The sequence below is a fragment of the Pseudochrobactrum sp. sp1633 genome, from assembly GCF_030376605.1.
Lineage (GTDB): Bacteria > Pseudomonadota > Alphaproteobacteria > Rhizobiales > Rhizobiaceae > Pseudochrobactrum.
In genome coordinates this window covers 235227-254959 of record NZ_JARRAE010000006.1, presented here as the reverse complement: position 1 = coordinate 254959, position 19733 = coordinate 235227, and the positions used below count along the sequence as shown (strand labels likewise).

Genomic DNA, 19733 nt, shown 5'->3' with positions numbered 1-19733 from the left:
CTTAAAAAGGTATTATAGTTGTTGCATGGATAATACCAGATTGCTTCCTCTTCTTCAGCGCGGCCTTGCCGCGCAAACAACCGGTGGCCCGCTTTATAAGCAGGTCTCAGTGGTGCTGACCAATCTGATCGAGGATGGCAGTCTTGCCGCTGGCAGCAGCTTGCCGCCGGAGCGTGAGTTGGCGCAAGCGCTCGGACTGGCGCGGGTTACAATCCGCTCTGCCTATCAGGCACTGCTGGAAAACCGGCTGGTGGAGCGTCGTCATGGCAGCGGCACCTATATTTGCGAGCGGCCCAAAAAGATCAGTCAGCCGCTCTGGCAGCTTACATCATTCTCGCAGGATATGATCGCCCGTGGTAAAGTGCCGGGTGTGCGTATTCTCTCCGGCGGCATCGGTAATCCGTCGCCTGAAGAGGCATTTCAGCTTGGCATTTCCATGCAGGATCAGGTGGTGCGTGTTGAGCGTTTGCGCCTTGCTGATGATCTGCCGATGGCGATTGAACGCGCGGTGGTGCCGCAGCGTCTGTTGGGTACGGGAACATTATCTGCGGCCGGACAGGAAACGGAACTGGCACAGGCGGTGCTCAGTGGTGCGCTGTCGCTTTATGCGGCGCTGGAACAACATGGTTACAAGCCTGTGCGGGCTTTGCAGCGTCTGACCGCTGTTGTACTTGATCCGGTTAATGCACGTTTGCTCGGTGTTGCCGATAAGGCCGCTGCCCTGCAAATGGAGCGTGTATCGCGCACGCAGACAGACCGGATTGTTGAATATACCCGCTCGCTTTATCGCGGCGATGCCTATGATTTTATTGCAGAATTGAAAACGGGAGAGGTCCGATGACCGTATCACCAACACTCATGCTTCAGGAAACCGAACAGGCAGCTTCTGTTGTTGCCAACCTGTTGCAAACCCAGAAACCGGTTTTTAACGAGATCGCGGCGATTTTTGCCTCCCGTAAGCCTGCGCTGATTTCGACCTGTGCGCGTGGTTCTTCAGATCATGCTGCAACATTTTTCAAATATCTGGCAGAGATCAGCTTGGGGCTGCCTGTCGCAGCCATCGGCCCGTCTGTGGCTTCCGTTTATGATGCGCCATTGCAGCTTGGGTCTGCCGTGCATTTCACCGTTTCGCAGTCCGGTGCCAGCCCTGACATCGTGGCGATGCAGCGCGCGGCTAAAAAGGGCGGTGCGGTTACTGTCGCCGTGGTCAATGTGACGGACAGCCCGTTGGGCAATGAGGCCGATATCGTGCTGGGGATTGGTGCAGGCCCTGAAAAGAGCGTTGCTGCGACCAAATCCTTTATCGCTTCTGCTGCGGCTCTGGCCGGTGTGATTGCTGCGGTGAGCAAGGACAGCACAATGCAGAACGGACTTGACCAGCTGCCGGAAGCTCTGGGGGCAGTTCAGGTCGATGCAGGCAATGCGCTTGAGAATATTCTGGCCGAGAAGCAATCGCTGTTTATCGGTGGTCGCGGGCCTTCAATGGCGATTGCGCTTGAAGCAGCGCTGAAAGCCAAAGAAACTTCGGCTATTCATGCAGAAGCTTTCTCTCTGGCGGAGCTGATGCACGGCCCGATGCGTCTGGTGGAAAAAGGCTTCCCGATTGTGGCCTTTGTCTCGCAGGATCAGGCCTATCAGCATAATGTAAAGGCTTTGGAACATCTCCAAAGCCTTGGTGGCAGTATTCTGGCAATTTCGCCGCTTGATCTGCCGTGGAGCCAGATTAAAACACCGGCAACGGGCTCTGCTTTGCTCGATCCGTTGGTTTCTCTGGCTGCCTATTACCGTGTTATCGAAGCGGTGACACGCCGCCGTGGTTTCAATCCTGATAAGCCGCTTAATCTGAATAAGGTAACGGAGACTGTCTGATGGGATTTCAGCTGCTGCGTGGTGCGCGTATTTTTGATGGTCACCGTTTTCATGAGCGGGCTGCTCTTCTGACAGAGAAGGGCAATATTGTCCGTCTGGTTCAGGATGGTGATGCGTTGCCGGATAATCTGGAGATCATTGAACTGGGTGGCGGCATTCTTGCGCCCGGTTTCATTGATGCGCAGGTTAATGGCGGCGGCGGAGCAATGCTCAATGACGGGCCAACGCCGGAAATCATGTTCACCATCGCGGCAGGGCATCGCCCTTATGGCACAACCAGCCTGTTACCGACGCTGATTACCGATACGGGTGATGCTACATCTCAGGCTATGTCAGCTGCCGTTGAGGCAGTAAAAGCTGACAAGGGCGTTGCCGGTCTGCACCTTGAAGGCCCGCATCTGGCACCCGCGAAAAAAGGTGCGCATCTGGCCGAGCTGATGCGTCCTGTGCAACCTGCCGATATTCAGGCGATGATTGCAGCGGCACAGAAAATCGGTTGCTTATTGGTGACAATGGCTGCCGAGCAGGTGACGCCGGATCAGGTGCGTGAACTGACTGAAGGCGGTGTGATTATCAGTCTCGGCCATAGCGACAGTTCCTATGAAGCTGCAATGGTACGGTTCGATGCCGGTGCACAGGGTGTAACCCATCTGTTCAATGCGATGAGCCAGTTCGGCCATCGTGCACCAAATCTCGTGGGCGCGGCACTCGATCATCCGTCTGTTTGGGGTGGAATTATTGCTGATGGGCACCATGTCGAGCCAGCGGCTCTGCGGGTGGCTCTGCGGGCAAAACGTGGTCAAGGGCGTTTGTTCTTTGTTACCGATGCGATGTCGCTGGTTGGTTCCGGCCGCGATACATTCCAGCTCAATGGCCGTACAGTCTACCGTGTTGAGGGCGGCTATTGTCCGAAACTGGTGCTGGAAGATCGTATTACTTTGGCTGGTTCCGACCTCGATATGGCCTCGGGTATCCGCTATGGTATGGCAATGTTGGATCTCTCTTCTGAGGAAGCCTTGCGCATGGCGACGTCTTATCCGGCCGCGTTTTTGCAGCTTAAAGACCGTGGGGTGTTGGCGCCGAAAAAACGTGCTGATCTGGTCTTGCTGGACGATCAGTGCCATGTCAGAGCGACATGGATTTCCGGTGTGCGACAGGATCAGCAGGCATGAGCATTATCAATGATTATTTCGACCGTCTGACTGCGCATCTCACGCAATTGCGTGACAGTCAGGCTCAGGCTATGGCGCAGGCTGTGGCGATGATCGGCGATGCTGCGCGCAACGACAAGCGTGTCTTTGTGTTCGGCACCGGCCATTCGCATATGCTGGCGGAAGAGGTGCATTATCGTGCCGGTGGTCTGGCGATTACCGTGCCGGTTCTGTCAGCCTTCACAATGCTGCATGAAGGCGCATCATCCAGCACTAAATTCGAGCGTATCAGCGGCATGGTTCAGCCTTTGCTGCAACGCTATGATATTGGTGCCGGCGATATTCTGCTGGTGGTTTCCAATTCCGGCGTCAATGCCGCGCCGGTTGAGGCCGCGCGCTTTGGCCGTGAGGCTGGCGCAAAAATCATTGCGCTGACATCTGTTTCCTATTCTGCCAGTGCCGCTAATGGCCGTGTGCGCCTGTCTGAACTGGCCGATCTGGTGCTGGATAATGAAATTCCGGCAGGTGATGCAATGATGCAGTTGCCAAACAGCGAGATGAAAGCGGGCGCGGTTTCTACCGCCGTTGGTGCTACCATTCTCCACGCGATCTTTACCGCTGTTGCTGCGGAACTGGCTGCAGAGGGCGGGGAAGTTCCGGTTTATCGCAGTGCGAATATGCCGGGTGCCACGGAAATCAATGACCGGTTGATTGAAAGATATAAGACCCGCAATCCGCATTTGTGAGTTTTACACGCCATCCATAAGTCAGGAAATCATCACCTGTAACCTGAGATTATGGGTCATGCAGATTTGTTTGCAAATGGCAGGAATCCGTCAAACAAAAGCGTAATCGGGACTGTTATGCGCTGAAATTCTGTGTAAGAGCTTCATATGGAACCGGAATTTTCCGGTTCATTCTCATTTGAACTGTTGAAGCTTAAGGGACACTCCCATGCAGAATTATGTGTTGACCGTCAGTTGCCAGTCACGCCTCGGTATAGTTGCAGCTATTTCCGGATATCTTGCGGGTATGGGGTGCAACATCGTTGACAGCGCACAGTTCGATGATCTGGGTGCCGATAAATTTTTCATGCGCGTCAGCTTTATCACTGAGCAGGGCAAAAGCTTCGAGGAAATTGCCGGAAATTTTCAGGACACTGCCGACAAATTCGGTATGGTCTATGATTTCCATGATACCCGTAAGCCGGTGAAAACCCTGCTGATGGTTTCCCGTTTTGGCCATTGCCTCAACGATCTGCTCTATCGCTGGAAAATCGGTGGCTTGCCGATTGATATTGTTGGTGTTGTCTCCAACCATTTTGATTATCAGAAGGTTGTTGTGAACCACGATATTCCTTTCCACCACATTGCGGTGACGAAAGAGAATAAGGTCGAAGCTGAAGCGCGGATGATGGATATCGTCAACCAGACCGGTACTGAACTGGTGGTTCTCGCGCGCTATATGCAGGTTCTGTCTGATGAACTGAGTCAGAAGATGTCCGGCAAGATCATCAATATTCACCATTCCTTCCTGCCGTCCTTTAAAGGTGCCAATCCTTACAAACAGGCCTATGAGCGTGGCGTGAAGCTGATCGGTGCGACCGCGCATTATGTGACCGCTGATCTCGACGAAGGTCCGATTATTGAGCAGGATGTTGCCCGTATCACCCATGCACAGTCGGCTGCCGATTATGTTTCTATCGGCCGCGATGTGGAAGCGCAGGTTCTCGCACGTGCCATCCACGCGCATATCCATCACCGCGTGTTCCTCAATGGTAACCGGACTGTGGTGTTCCCGGCGTCGCCAGGGTCGTACGCTTCCGAACGCATGGGCTGATCAACCCACCGTTATTCACGCACTGACGGTCTGCAAACGGAGCATTCCTCCGCTTCCGGTGCTCATGTACCCCAAAGTACATTCCGCTCCGGTTCTCGGAATAACTCCGTTTTCGCCGCGTCATTGCAAGAATTCCGGCAGGTTGAGAGCGTCGAGTGCACAAGCTTCAAAAGCCGGAATTTCCGGCTTTATTTTTGCAGAGATGACTGGCATTTCTCTTCAACAGCATTTCTGAAGTCAGACATATTTCTCACCCATGCATTTTCCCCCTCAACCAGAGGTCTGGAATAGGCATCCAGAATGACCGTCTGAAAAATTTCATGCACCGCCGGATCAAATTTGACCTGCAAAAGATCAGCCAGCGGCTTTCCCTGTAAGCGTGCTGCCATAGACCGTCCCGCAAGCTCCCCGAGTTTGGTGCAGAATGCCGTATTGTTCTCATTTGCATGAGCTGCCGGCAGAGGCGCGGTATAAATAATAGTCGTCAGGGCTGCTAAAAATAAACGCATGTAAGCCTCCAAGGCGGAGAAGTCTGACAAGATATGCGTGAATGCTGCGTCTAATAGAGACCTGCGTGTGATTTTAGTCAATAAAAAAGCCCCTCGCGAGAGGGGCTTTTCTTTGTCATCAGCAATGATGATTAGTCGATGTCGAAGGATACGCCCTGTGCGAGCGGCAGTGCCTTCGAGTAGTTCACAGTGTTGGTTGCACGGCGCATGTAAGCCTTCCATGAATCCGAACCGGATTCACGACCGCCACCGGTTTCCTTTTCACCGCCGAATGCGCCGCCGATTTCAGCACCGGATGTACCGATATTGACGTTGGCGATACCGCAATCCGAACCGGATGCAGAGAGGAAACGCTCAGCTTCCTGCAGGTTCAGTGTGAAGATCGAGGACGACAGGCCTGCACCAACTGCATTGTGCAGTTCGATGACGCTGTCGAAATCGCTGTATTTCATCACATAGAGGATCGGTGCGAAGGTTTCTTCGAGAACCGGACCGGCCTGTTCTGGCATTTCAACGATGGCTGGCTGTACGTAGTAACCTGTGTCCGGACCAACGGATACGCGTTCACCACCGACAACTTTACCGCCGTGCGCTTTGGCTTCTGCCAGAGCTTTCTGCATGCCGTCGAAAGAAGCCTTGTCGATCAGCGGGCCGATCAGCGCAGGGGTTTCCAGCGGGTTGCCAATGGAAACGCTCTGATAGGCTTTGGTCAGGCGTGGTACGAGTGTGTCGTAAACGCTTTCATGTACGAACAGACGACGCATGGTTGTGCAACGCTGACCGGCAGTACCCATGGCACCGAAAGCAATCGCGCGCAGAGCCATATCGAGATCGGCTGACGGGCAGACGATACCGGCATTGTTGCCGCCGAGTTCGAGAATGGCGCGTGCAAAACGCTTGGCCAGACGCGGACCTACATCGCGACCCATGCGGGTTGAACCGGTTGCGGAAACCAGCGGAACCTTTGGATGGTCAACCAGAACTTCACCGATTGTACGGTCGCCGATGATAACAGCGGACAAACCTTTAGGAGCATCTGCGCCAAAACGGGCAGCTGCACGGTTGAAGATCGCTTCACAAGCCAGAGCTGTGAGAGGGGTCTTTTCGGAAGGTTTCCAGACAACAGCGTCACCGGCAACCAGAGCCAGAGCCGCATTCCATGACCAGACAGCTACAGGGAAGTTGAAGGCGGAGATAACGCCGACAACGCCGAGCGGATGCCATGTTTCCATCATGCGGTGACCCGGACGCTCAGTCGCAATGGTCAAGCCGTAAAGCTGACGGGACAGACCAACTGCGAAATCGCAGATGTCGATCATTTCCTGTACTTCGCCGAGACCTTCGGAGATGATCTTACCGGCTTCAATCGAGACGAGGCGGCCGAGATCAGCTTTGGAAGCGCGCAGTTCTTCACCGAGCAGGCGGATCAGTTCACCGCGGCGTGGAGCCGGAACATCGCGCCATGTGCGGAATGCTGCATCAGCTTCTTCGATCATGCGGGCAGTGTCTGCAGCCGTATGAGTCTTGAGGGCGCCGATCTGTTCGCCGGTCACCGGGCTGAACGAGGCAAGATCACCGCCTGTATAGGCAGCGCTGTCAACGCCAAGCTTGGCGAGAATGTCAGCAGCTTCCTGCTTAACGTTCACTTTTTTATTTTCGGTGCTCATAAATCGCATTCCCTATTGTTTATCGTTCAGAATATCAGGCCGTTTGCTCGGGTAAGTGAACAGGCCGGATATTCTATCTGATGCAGTGAAGCAGTTCCTGTTTCCAAGTTTGCTCCGGTATAAACAGCTGAACGGCAACCTGCTTTGAGGGCAGATTGCCGTTTTCATATGTTATGTAGTTATTCCGCTGCCGCTTTAAAGGCGAGAGCCTTCAACGCACCCTCAACAGATTCGCGTTCGATGCGGGCATAATGTTAAAATTCATTGAGAACAGTGGCGCCGAGATCAGCTTCGAAACGCTTCTGGTTCGGGCTTTCAGTGAATTCCTGTGTATCGTCATCGCCGAGATTGGACTGGAAGATACCAGCGGCGCTAACCGGCAGGAAGTCTTCATAGACAATCGGGTCGAACTGGATTGCGCCTTCAGCAATCAGGCTACCGAGATTGGCAATGGTCAGGTCGCACTTGGCTTTTGAGCGGTCTGCAACGCTGTAAGCGAAATAGCCGAGACCCTGTTCACGGATTTCTGCCCATGTGTCCGGGAATTCTTCGAAAACTTCACCGAGAATGCGAACATATTCAGCAGCATTCGAACCATCCGGCGCAGGGCGGATACGTTCGCGTGTCTTGTCGAGCAGTGCATCATAAAGGCCACGGCCTTTTGGTGTCAGCGCAATGCCGCGCTGTTCGATTTCACCGAAACGGGCAGTGTGGGTACCGGCTTTCCATTCGCCTGTCGCATCGGTGAAAGACACGGATTCTTCCAGAGCTTTGAACGAGGTCTGACGCAACAGAACTGCACATTTACGGGTTGGGGGGCCTTCAACAACAGCCTTAGGCGAAATGTTGCGCGCTGGCATCTGTGCCTGCACGGCATCAATATCGAGGGTGCGTGGTGTCAGATGGTTGATGTGCGGGCCTTTAAAGGACACAACGTCAGCAATCAGGCGATGGGCGTCGTGCAGACGGTGGTAGAGTTCTGCACTCACATTGGCTTTATCGTGCCAACGGAATGTTTCCAGAACTTCGGAAACGAATTTATCCGCTTGTTCCTGTGTGAGGCCGCCTTGCTTTTCAGCAATTTCAATCAGCTCAATCGCACCGGCAGTGAAGATATTGCGCTTTGCGAGCGTTTCTTCAGCTTCTTTACGCAGCTTTTCGTCAGCGATCAGGTCGAGACGCAGCAGCGAGGTGAAAACGCGGAACGGATTGATTTTCAGCGAGGCATCATCAACCGGACGGAATGCTGTGGAATGCACAGGCACACCGGCAGCGGACAGGTCATAGTAACCAACCGGGAACATGCCCATAACGGCATAAGCGCGGCGCATCATCGAGAGTTCAGCGGCAGAACCGAGACGGATCGCACCGTGACGCTCTTCGGAAATACGATCCAGAGAATCGGTATCCTCGAGACGGGCGAGCAGCTCAGGCTGGGCTTTCAGAGTTGCAGCATTTACATCTGCGACCAGCTCCATCAGCGTGCCGTAAGCAGGCACTTCTGTACGGTACATTGCAGACATAGAGGCCGAAAATGCGGCGCGGATGCTGTCGGCTGATACGAAGTTCATGGTTTGCCTCCTTGGGGGCTTTCCGTCTGGAAGAATGAAGCGCGACTCTTGGGAGCGCCGCAAAACATTCTGATGCTTTTGTTGGTGCGTATTTTGCCCGAAAACCGTTTCACACTTTCCGGATACGCTTTAAAATGATGCATAATTTCTTTTTAAATCGATTTCGATTATTAGAATTATATATCAGATGTTGATATCATGACTAAAATTGATCATATCAGCTGGTGTGGCCGCATGATTGCGACGAAACCGACTATGTTTATGCGAGGCAGGAATGAAGCTCAGTCGCCGGCTGATACCAGATATCGCCATTTTGCAGGCTTTTGAATGCGCTGCACGTCATGGAAGTTTTACACAGGCAGCTCATGAGCTGAATCTGACCCAAAGTGCGGTGAGCCGTCAGATCAAAGATCTTGAAGGCCAGCTCGGCGTTTTGCTGTTTGAGCGAATCCGTCAACGTATTCTGCTTTCTGATGCAGGGCGCAAATTTTTGCCGGAAGTACGCCGCCTGCTGAACCAGACCGAAGACACGATGTTGCGGGCTATGGCCTCGGCGCAGTCATCCTCGGCTTTCAGTGTTGCTACGCTGCCGACATTCGGTGCGCGCTGGCTGATGCCGCGTATTCCGAATTTCATCGAAGAAAATCCGGGTGTGGCTTTTAATGTCGGTTCACGCACCGGTGTGTTCGACTTTGAAGAATATCCGTTCGATATGGCTATTCATTACGGCCAGCCGGTCTGGGCGCATGCCACCTGCAATTATCTGTGCAGTGAGATGGTGGTACCTGTTGCCAGCAGTGCATTGATTGAAAGCCACCGCATTGTCGAGCCGGAAGATCTGCAAAAAGAGCCTTTGCTGCATCTGACCACACGTCCGAAAATGTGGACGCAGTGGTTTGAGCAATGTGAGGTTGATGCCCGTACGACTTATAGCGGCCATCGTTTCGATCAGTTCTCTATGGTGATTGAGGCCGCAGCTGCCGGACTTGGTGTTGGTTTGCTGCCGGTCTATCTGATTGAGCAGGAATTGCAGGAAGGTCGCTTGCGTATTCTGTTTGATAAGCCGATGCGTACTGAAAATGACTATTATCTCGTAGTGCCGGAAGGTAAACATGAGAACCCGCTGATACAGACATTTTCCAGCTGGATCAGAGGGCAGGTCGGCCAGCATGATTATATGGCACTGCTGCATTTGAATGCGGAATAAGATATATAATCCAACTAATGTGTAGCAGGTCATTCCGTAAATGAATGATCTGTTGCGCATAAATTGCTACTGTTGCCAAAACCGAAAGGTGTATGGCTGAATTCAACGTCAGAAGAAAAAGACTTTAAGATCACTGACGAACGACAGACCGGACGATTTTCCGTGTTGTGCTTCAAATTTCAAACACTCAGAGTGTTGTGTGTGTATCCGCATTATATATACGGCGCTCTTCATCCATTTTGATCGTTGATCTTTTGCCTTGGCGCTCTTGCGCGATGTGCTGTATTTCAGGCGCATCTTGTCATGCATTGCTGTTGCAATGAAGGCTGGTGCAAATGGCAACGCTGTTTTTGAGAAATGAACTGACATGTTGAATAATCCCCGCTCTCATGGCCTTTGGGAAAAATCCGCACCGGCTGCTCCGGTCACTTCTGCCCTCAAGGGCGAATTGAGCGTTGATGTGGTTGTTGTCGGCGGTGGCTTTACCGGTCTTTCAACAGCATTGAATTTGAGCGAACGCGGCACCAAGGTTGCCGTGCTGGAAGGCGTTGAAATCGGCTTTGGCGGTTCCGGCCGCAATGTTGGTCTGGTCAATGCTGGTATGTGGGTTATGCCGGATGATCTGCCGGGTGTCCTCGGCCAGAAATATGGTGACCGTTTGCTGGAATCTCTCGGCAATGGCCCGAAGATGGTTTTCGAACGTATTGAAAAGCACAATATCGCTTGTGAGGCGACCCGCACCGGTACGCTGCATTGCGCTGTCGGCCAGAAAGGCCTGCGTGAATTGCAGGATCGTGCGGAACAGTGGCAGCGCCGTGGTGCGCCGGTGACGTTATTGAGCGCAGAAGAAACCGCCAAGAAAGTCGGCACCAAGGCCTATAGCGGCTCGCTGCTGGACATGCGTGCCGGCACCATTCAGCCATTGGCCTATGTGCGTGGCCTTGCCCATGCGGCCATTGCTGCGGGTGCACAGATTTTCACCGGTTCTCCGGTAACGTCTACAGAGCGTCAGGGCAATGATTGGGTTGTTCGCACAGCACAGGGTTCAGTGCGGGCGAAGTGGATTGTTGTGGCAACCAATGCCTATACGCAGGCACCGTGGCCGCAGGTTCGTGCAGAAATTATGCATCTGCCTTATTTCAACCTTGCGACCAAGCCGCTGACTAAAGAGCAGCAGGCGCAGATTCTGCCGGAACGTCAGGGCGTATGGGATACCAAACAGGTGCTGTCGTCTTATCGCTATGACCAGTCCGGCCGTCTGGTGTTCGGTAGCGTTGGTGCATTGCGCAATACCGGCACTGGTATTCATACGGCATGGGCGAAGCGCGAAATGAAGCGTCTGTTCCCGCAGCTCGGTAAAGTCGAGTTTGATTATGAATGGTACGGTCTGATCGGTATGACCAATGATAGCCTGCCGAAATTCCACCGCTTTGATAAGAATGTGATCGGCTTCAGCGGTTATAATGGTCGTGGTATCGCCACCGGTACCGTGTTCGGCAATGTGCTGGCACGTCATATCAGCGGTGAAATCAGCGAAGCAGATCTGCCATTGCCGGTGACTGAGCCGGAAACGCAGTCCTTCCTCGGTGTCCGCGAAGCCTATTATGAAACCGGCGCACAGATTGCGCATTTTGCCGGCGCGCGGTTTTGAGCGCCTAAAGAGGCGTAATCGAAATTTTAACAGGGCATTGCTGGTTCAATGCCCTGTTTGTTTTTGTTTTCTGTGGTGAGTTTATTCTTTGTCATAAACTTGTAGTGTTCATTTAATAAATGAACGGCGAATAACCGGTTCTCCGGTATCGGATAAATGATTTCAGGGATAAGAATCATGATGCAGAAACGCACGTCACGTAAAACAGTTCTGGCGACTGCTCTGGCAGTGTTTATGGGCGCAACTGCGGTGAATGCAGAAACGCTCAATCTCTATACGTCGCAGCCGGAAGCCGATGCGACTAAAACCGTTGAAGCGTTCCGCAAAGCCAATCCTGATATTGATGTGCAGGTGTTCCGTTCCGGCACCAGCGATATTCTCAGCAAGCTGGCTGCTGAATTTGCTGCCGGTGCGCCGCAGCCGGATGTGCTGCTGATCGCCGATGCCGTGTCGATGGAGCTGCTGAAAAAAGACAATCGTCTGAAATCCTATGAAGGTGCAAAGACAGATGGTCTGACCGAAGGTTCATTCGACAAAGACAAAACCTATTTCGGTTCCAAGCTGATCACCACCGGTATTGCCTATAACACGCAGACTAAAAGCAAACCTGAAAGCTGGGTTGACCTCGGCAAAGAAGAATATAAAGGCCAGATCGTAATGCCGAGCCCGCTTTATTCCGGCGCGGCTGCTTATCTGCTCTCCGGTTTTGCGCTGAATTCCGAACTGGGCTGGGATTATTTTGAAAAACTGAAAGCCAATGAACTGATTAGCGTGCGCGGCAATGGTGCAGTGCTGAAATCTGTTGCCAGTGGTGAAAAGCCTTACGGTATTCTCGTGGATTTCATGGCACTAAATGCCAAGGCCAAAGGTTCGCCGGTTGAATTCGTATTCCCTAAAGAAGGCGTGCCTGCGGTAACTGAGCCTGTTGCAATCATGGCGACAGCCAAAAATGTTGCCGGTGCAGAGAAATTCGTTGATTTTATCCTCTCCGACGATGGCCAGAAACTGGCGCTGGAGCAGGGTTATCTGCCAGCTAAAGAATCTGTTGGTCGCCCGAGCTGGCTGCCGGAAGGCACAAAAATCAACATCATGTCGATTGATACGCTCAAAGTTTTGGGTGTGACAGAAGCCGACAAGAAGCGTTTTTCTGAACTGTTCGGCGGTTAAGGCATTATTGGATGTCAGACAAAATATTTGGTCAGAGCCGGGATACGGCTCTGATTTTTCTTGTGGCGGCAGTGGTGTTCACGCTGTCTCTGTGGCCGATGTTGCGGCTGGCCAGCGAGATTATCGCGCCGAATGGTCAGCTCTCTGACAGTGCATTGCGCTCGGCACTTTCCTCAACTTCCACATGGGTTGCCACCCGTAATTCTTTAATCACCGGATTTGGCGGTACCTTTGCGGCTGTACTTCTGGGCAGTGCCGTGGCGCTGCTGGTGAGCCTAACCAATATTCGCGGACGCGGCGTATTCGTGCTGATGTTTGTGGTGCCGCTACTGATTGCCCCGCAGGTGACAGCGCTGGCATGGCTGCAACTCTTTGGCCCCGCGAGCCCGTTTCTTAAAATGATAGGCATGGCGCCGGAGCTTGGCAGCCGTAATCCGCTCTATTCCACCACCGGTATTATTGCACTGCTCGGCATTCAATATGCGCCGCTGGTATTTCTGATTGTACGCGCCGGTTTGCGTAAATTACCGCGTGAACTGGTTGAAGCCGCGTTAAGTAGTGGTGCCAGCAAATGGCAGGTGATGCGGACAATTATCGTGCCGCTGATGACACCATCGGTAATCGGTGCCTCGGCGCTGGCCTTCGTTTCCTGTGTCGGCAATTTCGGTATTCCTGCTTTCTTGGGTATTCCGGCCAATGTGCTGGTGCTGCCAACATTGATCTACCAGAAGCTTGCCGGTGGTGGTCCATCGGTATTGTCAGAAGTCGCTGTGCTTTCGTTGCTGATTGGTGTGATCGCAATGGCTGGTATTCTGTGTCAGGATTATATGGCACGCCGCCGCGATTATCGTATCGCTTCAACCTCACTGCCAGCCGCGCCTTTTGAACTCGGCTCATGGCGTTTGACTGTTGAGATCGCTTGTTGGCTGTTGATTGCCGTGGTGCTGGTGCTGCCGATGTTTGGCCTGTTGCTCACCGCATTAGTGCCTGCTTTCGGTATTCCGCTGAGCTGGCAGACGGCAACACTGGATAATCTGAAATTCGTGATGCTGGATCATGCGGGCGCGCGCCGTGCACTGGTCAATTCATTCACACTGTCGCTGGCTGCTGCCGGTTTTGCGGTGCTGGTGGCCGTGCCGCTCGGCTATCTCATTACATGGCGGTCGCGCTGGTGGACACGGTTGCTCAATCTTGCCGCTGAACTGCCTTATGCTCTGCCGGGGGTAGTGCTGTCGATTGCGGCATTGCTGATGTTCCTCAAACCTTTGCCGGTTGTCGGACTACATCTCTATAATACGATCTGGATTATTCTCTACGCCTATCTGGCACGGTTTCTGGTGCTGGCACTGCGCCCGACCATTACCGGTTTGCATCAGATTGACCGCGCTCTGGAAGAGGCGGCACAGGTGGCTGGTGCAGGACTGTTGACACGGCTGCGCACCATTGTGTTTCCGCTGGTGGCACCGGCAACATTGGCTGGCGGCGTGCTGATTTTCATGACCGCCTTTTCGGAGCTGACTGTTTCCGCGCTATTGTGGTCATCAGGGTCGGAAACGCTGGGCGTGGTGATTTTCTCTTTTGAACAGGGTGGCGATTCACCCTATGCGGCTGCAATATCTGTGCTGGTCGTGTTGATTACATTCTTACTGATGCTGGTGACCAATATGTTTGCCAGATATCTGCCTGACGGAGTTCTGCCATGGCGGGATTGACTATCTCTCAGCTTTCCAAAAGCTTTAACGACACTAAAGTGCTGTCTGACGTGTCGCTGGATATCGCCAATGGTGAATTCATTGCGGTGCTGGGGCCTTCCGGCTGCGGCAAGACGACATTGCTGCGTATGATTGCCGGATTTGAACAGGCAAATGACGGCGTGATCTATGTCGGCGATAATCTGGTGACCGGCAAAGGACAGTTCGTGCCGCCGGAAAAGCGCCGTGTCGGTATTGTGTTTCAGAACTATGCTCTCTGGCCGCATATGACCGTTTCGGAAAATATCGGCTATAGTCTGAAAATCGCCAAGGTGGAAAAATCTGAACGTGAGCGCCGTGTGCAAGAAGCGCTGAAACTGGTTGATCTTCAGGGCTATGGGGATCGCCGTCCGGCCAATCTTTCCGGCGGGCAGCGCCAGCGCGTGGCATTGGCACGTTGTCTTGTCGCTGCGCCGTCGCTGGTGCTGTTTGACGAGCCGCTGGCCAATCTGGATGTGCATTTACGCGCCTCGATGGAAGAGGAATTTGCGCGCTTCCATAAACGCACCGGCACGACGATTGTTTATATTACCCACGATCAGGCCGAGGCGATGGCTCTGGCCGACCGTATTGCGGTGATGGACAAGGGCAGGCTGATGCAGTTTGCTTCACCGAAAACGCTCTATAATGAACCAGCCAATGCGATGGTCGCGTCCTTCATCGCGCAGGGTATGGTATTGCCTGCGGAGATTTTGAGCGTCAATGGCAGCGGTGCCTGTGAGGCATTGGTGCTGGGACAGCAAGTGCGTTTGCGTTGCCGCGCCGATGAAGTGGTGCGTAAAGACGCGCAGATTTGTATCCGTGAAGACGATCTGGAACTGGTGAAACAGAACGGATTTGCCGTGCGGGTTACACGTTCGGTCTATCAGGGCGGTGCATCGCGGATTGAAGCCGTTGCCGAGCAGGCACCGGAACTGAACCTGCATTTCAATCTGCCGGACCCGCTGCATCTCAAGGCGGATGATACGGCACAGTTACGTATCCGCTCAGGCTGGGTAATACCGGAAGCAGGTGCAGTATGAAGATCAATCTTTATGGTGGATTCGGTGAAAAAGGACGTCTAGGCGTTGGCATCAGTACGGCTGAAACCAAGCTGTTGTTTGATATCGGCATTAAAGTCGGAGCGACTGGGCGCGATTATTATCCGCTGATTGAGGCCGATGCGATTGCCGTTTTGGATGCGGTATTGATCTCTCATGCTCATGAGGATCATGTTGGCGGGTTGTTGTGGTTGCTGGAGCAGGGTTTTCAGGGGCGTATTCTGATGACTGCCGAGACTTTGGCAGAAACACCTCAGACCCTGAAGAGCTATTCCGAACAGCAGCATTTGGAAAAGATTGCTTTTCCTCATGAGCGTATTGAACTGTTCAAAGCAGGCGATGTGCTGACGCTGGGTGATTCAGAGATCACTACCGGTCGTTCCGGTCATGTGGCTGGCGGTGTGTGGTTCTGTGTGCAGGCCGAAGGGCGTAAGGTGCTCTATAGCGGCGATGTGGTGCCGGATAGTCCGGTGCTGGAGATCGATGCATTTCCGCATTGTGATCTGTTGTTGCTGGATGCCTCTTATGGTGCTGATGCTGTTTCGGGTGCTGCACGTGCGCAGCAAATACGCGAATGGATTTTGCAGAACCGTGACGGCTGTCTGCTGCCGACACCGCTCTCCGGCCGCTCGCTGGAACTGATGGCGCTGATGCCGGTTAATTTTGCCATTCATGCGGATATGGGTGCTGCACTGGCTGAGCAGATTGCAGCGTCTGGTGCGCTGCGGGATGGTGTGGCCGGACGGTTGAAACAATTGCTGCATAATGCACAGGATTGGCGTGAAGATCAGGCGCTACCGCGCTGCCCGCTGCTGACATTTGATGCGATGGGGCAGGCAGGGCCTTCAGCCTATGCGATGAACCGTGCGCTGCGCACCGGCTGGCCGGTTTTGCTGACCGGCCATGTGCCGGAAGATACACCGGCTTTTGATATGCTGCGTGATGAGCTGGCGGACTGGATCAGACTGCCAACCCATCCGACTTTGAGCGGTATGGTCGCGCTTTGGGAGCAGGCGGGTAAGCCTGACATGCTTGGGCATTCCTGTTCCGCTGTGTTGCTTAGCGAACTGGCAGAGCATATTCCGGTGCTGCGTCAGGATGTGAAGAGCGGTGATGTGATAGAATTGGGAGAAGCCTGATGCGGATATTGGTTTGCAATGATGACGGTATTGATGCGGATGGTCTGGCTTTTCTGGAGCGTGCTGCACGGGCATTGAGTGATGATGTGTGGGTGGTGGCGCCGGATGGCAAGCGTACAGCTGCGGGTGCATCCATTACCATCGGCAAACCACTGACAATGGTGAAGCGTGGGGAGCAGCGTTACTCCTGTTCCGGCACGCCTGCCGATTGCGTTATGTCGGCGATGACTTGGCTGTTTAAAAATCAGGCCAAGCCTGATCTGGTGCTGGCAGGGATTAATGACGGGCGCAATGTAGCCGAAGATTTGGCTTACTCCGGCACGCTCGGTATTGCCCGTGAGGCGACATTCTGGGGTATACCGGCCATCGGTTTCTCGCAGGTCAAGCAGCCGCGCCGTGGTGAAGACGATCTGGCCGCGCTGGTACAGTTATTGTGTAACCTGTTAGAGCAGCGTGCAGACTGGCAGAGTGAAGGGCACTGGCTGAGCATTAATCTGCCGCATAGTTTGCCTGCGCCAATTGCCCAGCCGCGCATTGGTCGGGACAAGATTGCATCATCATCTGAGGTGGTCAGCACAGATGGTGATGAGACAGTGCTGATGGTGCCGCGCGGACGCCCGCATTCATCTTCTGAAGGCGATGATAATGATCTGATTGATCGCGGATTTATCTGCATCAACCGGCTCAACTGGTTTGGTGAGACGGTGCTAAATGAGAGTCTTATCAAATCCTTAGGCAGATAAGTTTGTCTTTCGATTCAGGTATGAAAAAGGCCGCTGTTTCCAGCGGCCTTTTTATTTTGCTATTTGCGTTTCATGGCTTCCAGCAGCGCTGCGCCAAAGCCGCCCTGAGCTTCAGCAGACTTCTCCTGCGGCTTGGCCGTGAAATGTTTCTGTGCCGGACGCTGCCCGCGCTCACCCATAGGCTTGGGTGCATCTTCACCGCCGCCATCTTTGCGCATGGTCAGGCCGATACGTTTACGCGGCACATCAACCTCCGTCACGCGTACTTTGACCACATCACCGGCTTTCACCACTTCATGCGGGTCCTTGACGAATTTATCGGCCAGCTGGGACACATGGACGAGGCCGTCCTGATGCACGCCGATATCAACAAAGGCACCAAAGGCAGCAACATTGGTCACGGTGCCTTCCAGCAACATGCCGGGCTTGAGATCTTTGATATCGTCAATACCATCGGCAAAGGTTGCGGTTTTGAATTCCGGACGCGGATCACGGCCGGGCTTTTCCAATTCCGACAAAATGTCTTTCACCGTTGGCAGACCAAAGCGCTCATCGACAAAGAGCTTCGGATCAAGCGCACGCAACGCACTGGCGTCACCCATCAGCGAGCGCACATCGCGGCCGCACGCGGCAACGATCTTGGCGGCCACGCCATAGGCTTCAGGGTGCACAGATGAGGCATCAAGCGGCTCGGTACCGTTCGGGATACGCAGGAAGCCCGCTGCCTGTTCAAATGTGCGGTTGCCGAGACGGGCGACTTTGAGCAGGTCCTTACGCTTCTTGAACGGGCCGTTTTCATTGCGGTGGGCAATGATTGCCTCAGCCAGAGAAGCGCCCAGACCAGACACACGGGCAAGCAGTGAAGCGGAAGCGGTATTGAGATCAACACCAACAGCATTCACCGCATCTTCCACCACGGCATTCAGCATATGGGCGAGGCGGCTCTGATCCACATCGTGCTGATACTGGCCAACACCAATGGATTTCGGCTCGATCTTTACCAGCTCTGCCAGCGGGTCTTGCAGGCGGCGGGCGATAGAAACTGCACCGCGCAATGACACATCGAGCTGCGGGAATTCTGCTGCCGCTGTTTCCGAGGCTGAGTAAACCGATGCACCGGCTTCTGAAACAATCACTTTAAGCGGTTTCGGCGCAGGCATGTCAGTGAGCAGGTCGGCAACCATACGCTCGGTCTCACGGCTTGCAGTACCATTGCCGATAGCGATCAGTTCTACCTTATGCTTGCGGATCAGCGAGGCGATTTCAGCCTGAGCGCCACGCAGATCATTACGTGGCTGGAACGGATAAACGGTTGCAGTGTCCAGCAGCTTGCCGGTGCCGTCAACGATCGCCACTTTCACGCCGGTGCGGATGCCTGGATCAAGACCCATAGTGGCGCGGGAACCGGCAGGTGCTGCCAGTAGCAGGTCTTTCAGATTGCGGGCGAAAACATTGATCGCTTCTTCTTCCGCACGTTCACGTAGATCGCGCATCAGATCGAGGGAGAGGGACAGCGAAAGTTTAACGCGCCATGTCCAGCCGATCACTTCCATCAGCCATTTGTCACCGGCCAGCGTGCCGCCGACCTGATAGCTGTGCGCAATCATTCGCTCAACCGGTTTGACCTGCGATGTGTCTTGCTGGTCAACAGCAATATCGAGTGTCAGGAAGTCTTCATTGCGGCCGCGCAACATGGCAAGCGCACGGTGTCCTGCCACTTTGTTCCACTGCTCGCTATGGGCAAAATAATCGGAGAATTTCGCGCCTTCCGACTCTTTACCGGCAACCACGCGGGACTGCAGAACTGAATTGTCCTTCATATAGGAGCGCAGGCGGCCAAGCAGATCAGCATTCTCAGTGATACCCTCGGCGATAATATCACGTGCGCCTTCAAGGGCTGCTTTCACATCGGCAACATCCGGTGTGATATAGGCGGTAGCCAGTTCCGCAGGCACGGCTGCGCGATTATCCAGAATGCTCTGCGCCAGAGGGGCAAGACCGCGCTCACGGGCGATCTCGGCACGGGTACGGCGCTTCGGTTTGAAGGGCAGATAAATATCTTCCAGCTCAGCTTTGGTGCTGACCTTGGCGATTTTCAGCTCAAGCTCCGGTGTGAGCTTTTCCTGTGTGCGGATGGATTCTAGAATGGAACTGCGGCGTGCTTCCAGTTCCCGCAGATAGACGAGACGTTCAGACAGGTTACGCAATTGCGTATCATCAAGACCGCCGGTCACTTCTTTGCGGTAGCGGGCGATAAACGGCACAGTCGAGCCTTCATCAAGCAGGCCGATGGCGGCAACCGCCTGTTCCTGTTTGGCATTGATCTCACCGGCAATGATTGCGGCAATCCGTCTTGTAATGTCTGTCATAAGAATCTCATGCTGATAATATCAGACGTATCATAGGGCTTTGATAAGGCACATTGAAGG

At 53.8% G+C, this 19733-nt stretch carries 16 protein-coding genes and 1 pseudogene; 12 read left to right on the top strand and 5 right to left on the bottom strand.

The genetic code is table 11. The features are described from left to right. Nucleotides 1–25 precede the first annotated feature (25 nt). From P8H26_RS09395 to purU, 5 genes are all read left to right on the top strand, one after another. Nucleotides 26–841 carry a GntR family transcriptional regulator gene (locus tag P8H26_RS09395; protein WP_289632665.1) on the top strand — a complete coding sequence of 272 codons (816 nt, stop codon included), beginning with the start codon at nucleotides 26–28 and terminating at the stop codon, nucleotides 839–841. Further along, complete coding sequence (locus tag P8H26_RS09390; RefSeq protein ID WP_289632664.1) at nucleotides 838–1869, top strand: SIS domain-containing protein; 1032 nt, start codon at nucleotides 838–840, stop codon at nucleotides 1867–1869. The genes P8H26_RS09395 and P8H26_RS09390 overlap by 4 nt, the downstream gene beginning before the upstream one ends. Next, nucleotides 1869–3041, top strand: coding sequence for an N-acetylglucosamine-6-phosphate deacetylase (gene nagA, locus P8H26_RS09385; protein WP_289632663.1), 1173 nt, complete (start codon nucleotides 1869–1871; stop codon nucleotides 3039–3041). The genes P8H26_RS09390 and nagA overlap by 1 nt, the downstream gene beginning before the upstream one ends. Further along, nucleotides 3038–3766: an SIS domain-containing protein gene (locus P8H26_RS09380; protein WP_289632662.1), complete on the top strand. Its 729-nt coding sequence runs from the start codon at nucleotides 3038–3040 to the stop codon at nucleotides 3764–3766. Before nagA ends, P8H26_RS09380 begins: the two co-directional genes overlap by 4 nt. A gap of 208 nt (nucleotides 3767–3974) precedes the next feature. Continuing rightward, the gene (gene purU / locus P8H26_RS09375) at nucleotides 3975–4859 is read left to right on the top strand and encodes a formyltetrahydrofolate deformylase (protein ID WP_289632661.1); all 885 of its coding nucleotides are present in this window, start codon (nucleotides 3975–3977) and stop codon (nucleotides 4857–4859) included. Nucleotides 4860–5047: 188 nt separating this feature from the next. On the opposite strand, the gene P8H26_RS09370 is transcribed toward purU, so the two are convergent. The 3 genes and pseudogenes from P8H26_RS09370 to P8H26_RS09360 all read right to left on the bottom strand — a co-directional run bounded on the left by P8H26_RS09370 (nucleotide 5048) and on the right by P8H26_RS09360 (nucleotide 8606). Beyond that, nucleotides 5048–5368 carry a hypothetical protein gene (locus tag P8H26_RS09370; protein WP_289632660.1) on the bottom strand — a complete coding sequence of 107 codons (321 nt, stop codon included), beginning with the start codon at nucleotides 5366–5368 and terminating at the stop codon, nucleotides 5048–5050. Nucleotides 5369–5499: 131 nt separating this feature from the next. Continuing rightward, complete coding sequence (locus tag P8H26_RS09365) at nucleotides 5500–7035, bottom strand: aldehyde dehydrogenase family protein (RefSeq protein WP_289632659.1); 1536 nt, start codon at nucleotides 7033–7035, stop codon at nucleotides 5500–5502. A gap of 179 nt (nucleotides 7036–7214) precedes the next feature. After that, nucleotides 7215–8606 (bottom strand): annotated as a pseudogene (locus P8H26_RS09360) (VOC family protein). A gap of 274 nt (nucleotides 8607–8880) precedes the next feature. Between P8H26_RS09360 and P8H26_RS09355 the strand changes: the two are divergent. Continuing rightward, nucleotides 8881–9813: a LysR family transcriptional regulator gene (locus P8H26_RS09355; RefSeq protein ID WP_289632658.1), complete on the top strand. Its 933-nt coding sequence runs from the start codon at nucleotides 8881–8883 to the stop codon at nucleotides 9811–9813. A 108-nt stretch (nucleotides 9814–9921) separates the two neighbouring features. Here P8H26_RS09355 and P8H26_RS09350 read toward each other — a convergent pair whose 3' ends face one another. Continuing rightward, complete coding sequence (locus tag P8H26_RS09350; protein WP_289632657.1) at nucleotides 9922–10182, bottom strand: hypothetical protein; 261 nt, start codon at nucleotides 10180–10182, stop codon at nucleotides 9922–9924. Here P8H26_RS09350 and P8H26_RS09345 point away from each other — a divergent pair. From P8H26_RS09345 to P8H26_RS09320, 6 genes are all read left to right on the top strand, one after another. Beyond that, entirely contained in the window at nucleotides 10181–11464 is a 1284-nt protein-coding gene (locus P8H26_RS09345; protein ID WP_289632656.1) for an FAD-binding oxidoreductase, read from the top strand. The two genes, P8H26_RS09350 and P8H26_RS09345, sit on opposite strands and share 2 nt — an antisense overlap. A gap of 234 nt (nucleotides 11465–11698) precedes the next feature. Continuing rightward, a complete protein-coding gene (locus P8H26_RS09340) occupies nucleotides 11699–12631 on the top strand; it encodes an ABC transporter substrate-binding protein (RefSeq protein ID WP_289632701.1) in 933 nt (310 codons plus the stop codon). A gap of 11 nt (nucleotides 12632–12642) precedes the next feature. After that, on the top strand, nucleotides 12643–14343 hold the full coding sequence (locus P8H26_RS09335; RefSeq protein WP_289632655.1) for an iron ABC transporter permease: 1701 nt from the start codon (nucleotides 12643–12645) through the stop codon (nucleotides 14341–14343). Then, entirely contained in the window at nucleotides 14331–15404 is a 1074-nt protein-coding gene (locus tag P8H26_RS09330) for an ABC transporter ATP-binding protein (protein ID WP_289632654.1), read from the top strand. Before P8H26_RS09335 ends, P8H26_RS09330 begins: the two co-directional genes overlap by 13 nt. Then, nucleotides 15401–16561: an MBL fold metallo-hydrolase gene (locus P8H26_RS09325; protein ID WP_289632653.1), complete on the top strand. Its 1161-nt coding sequence runs from the start codon at nucleotides 15401–15403 to the stop codon at nucleotides 16559–16561. The genes P8H26_RS09330 and P8H26_RS09325 overlap by 4 nt, the downstream gene beginning before the upstream one ends. Continuing rightward, a complete protein-coding gene (locus P8H26_RS09320; RefSeq protein ID WP_289632652.1) occupies nucleotides 16561–17304 on the top strand; it encodes a 5'/3'-nucleotidase SurE in 744 nt (247 codons plus the stop codon). The genes P8H26_RS09325 and P8H26_RS09320 overlap by 1 nt, the downstream gene beginning before the upstream one ends. A 59-nt stretch (nucleotides 17305–17363) precedes the next feature. On the opposite strand, the gene P8H26_RS09315 is transcribed toward P8H26_RS09320, so the two are convergent. Beyond that, nucleotides 17364–19673, bottom strand: coding sequence for a Tex family protein (locus P8H26_RS09315; RefSeq protein WP_289632651.1), 2310 nt, complete (start codon nucleotides 19671–19673; stop codon nucleotides 17364–17366). Nucleotides 19674–19733: the final 60 nt, after the last annotated feature.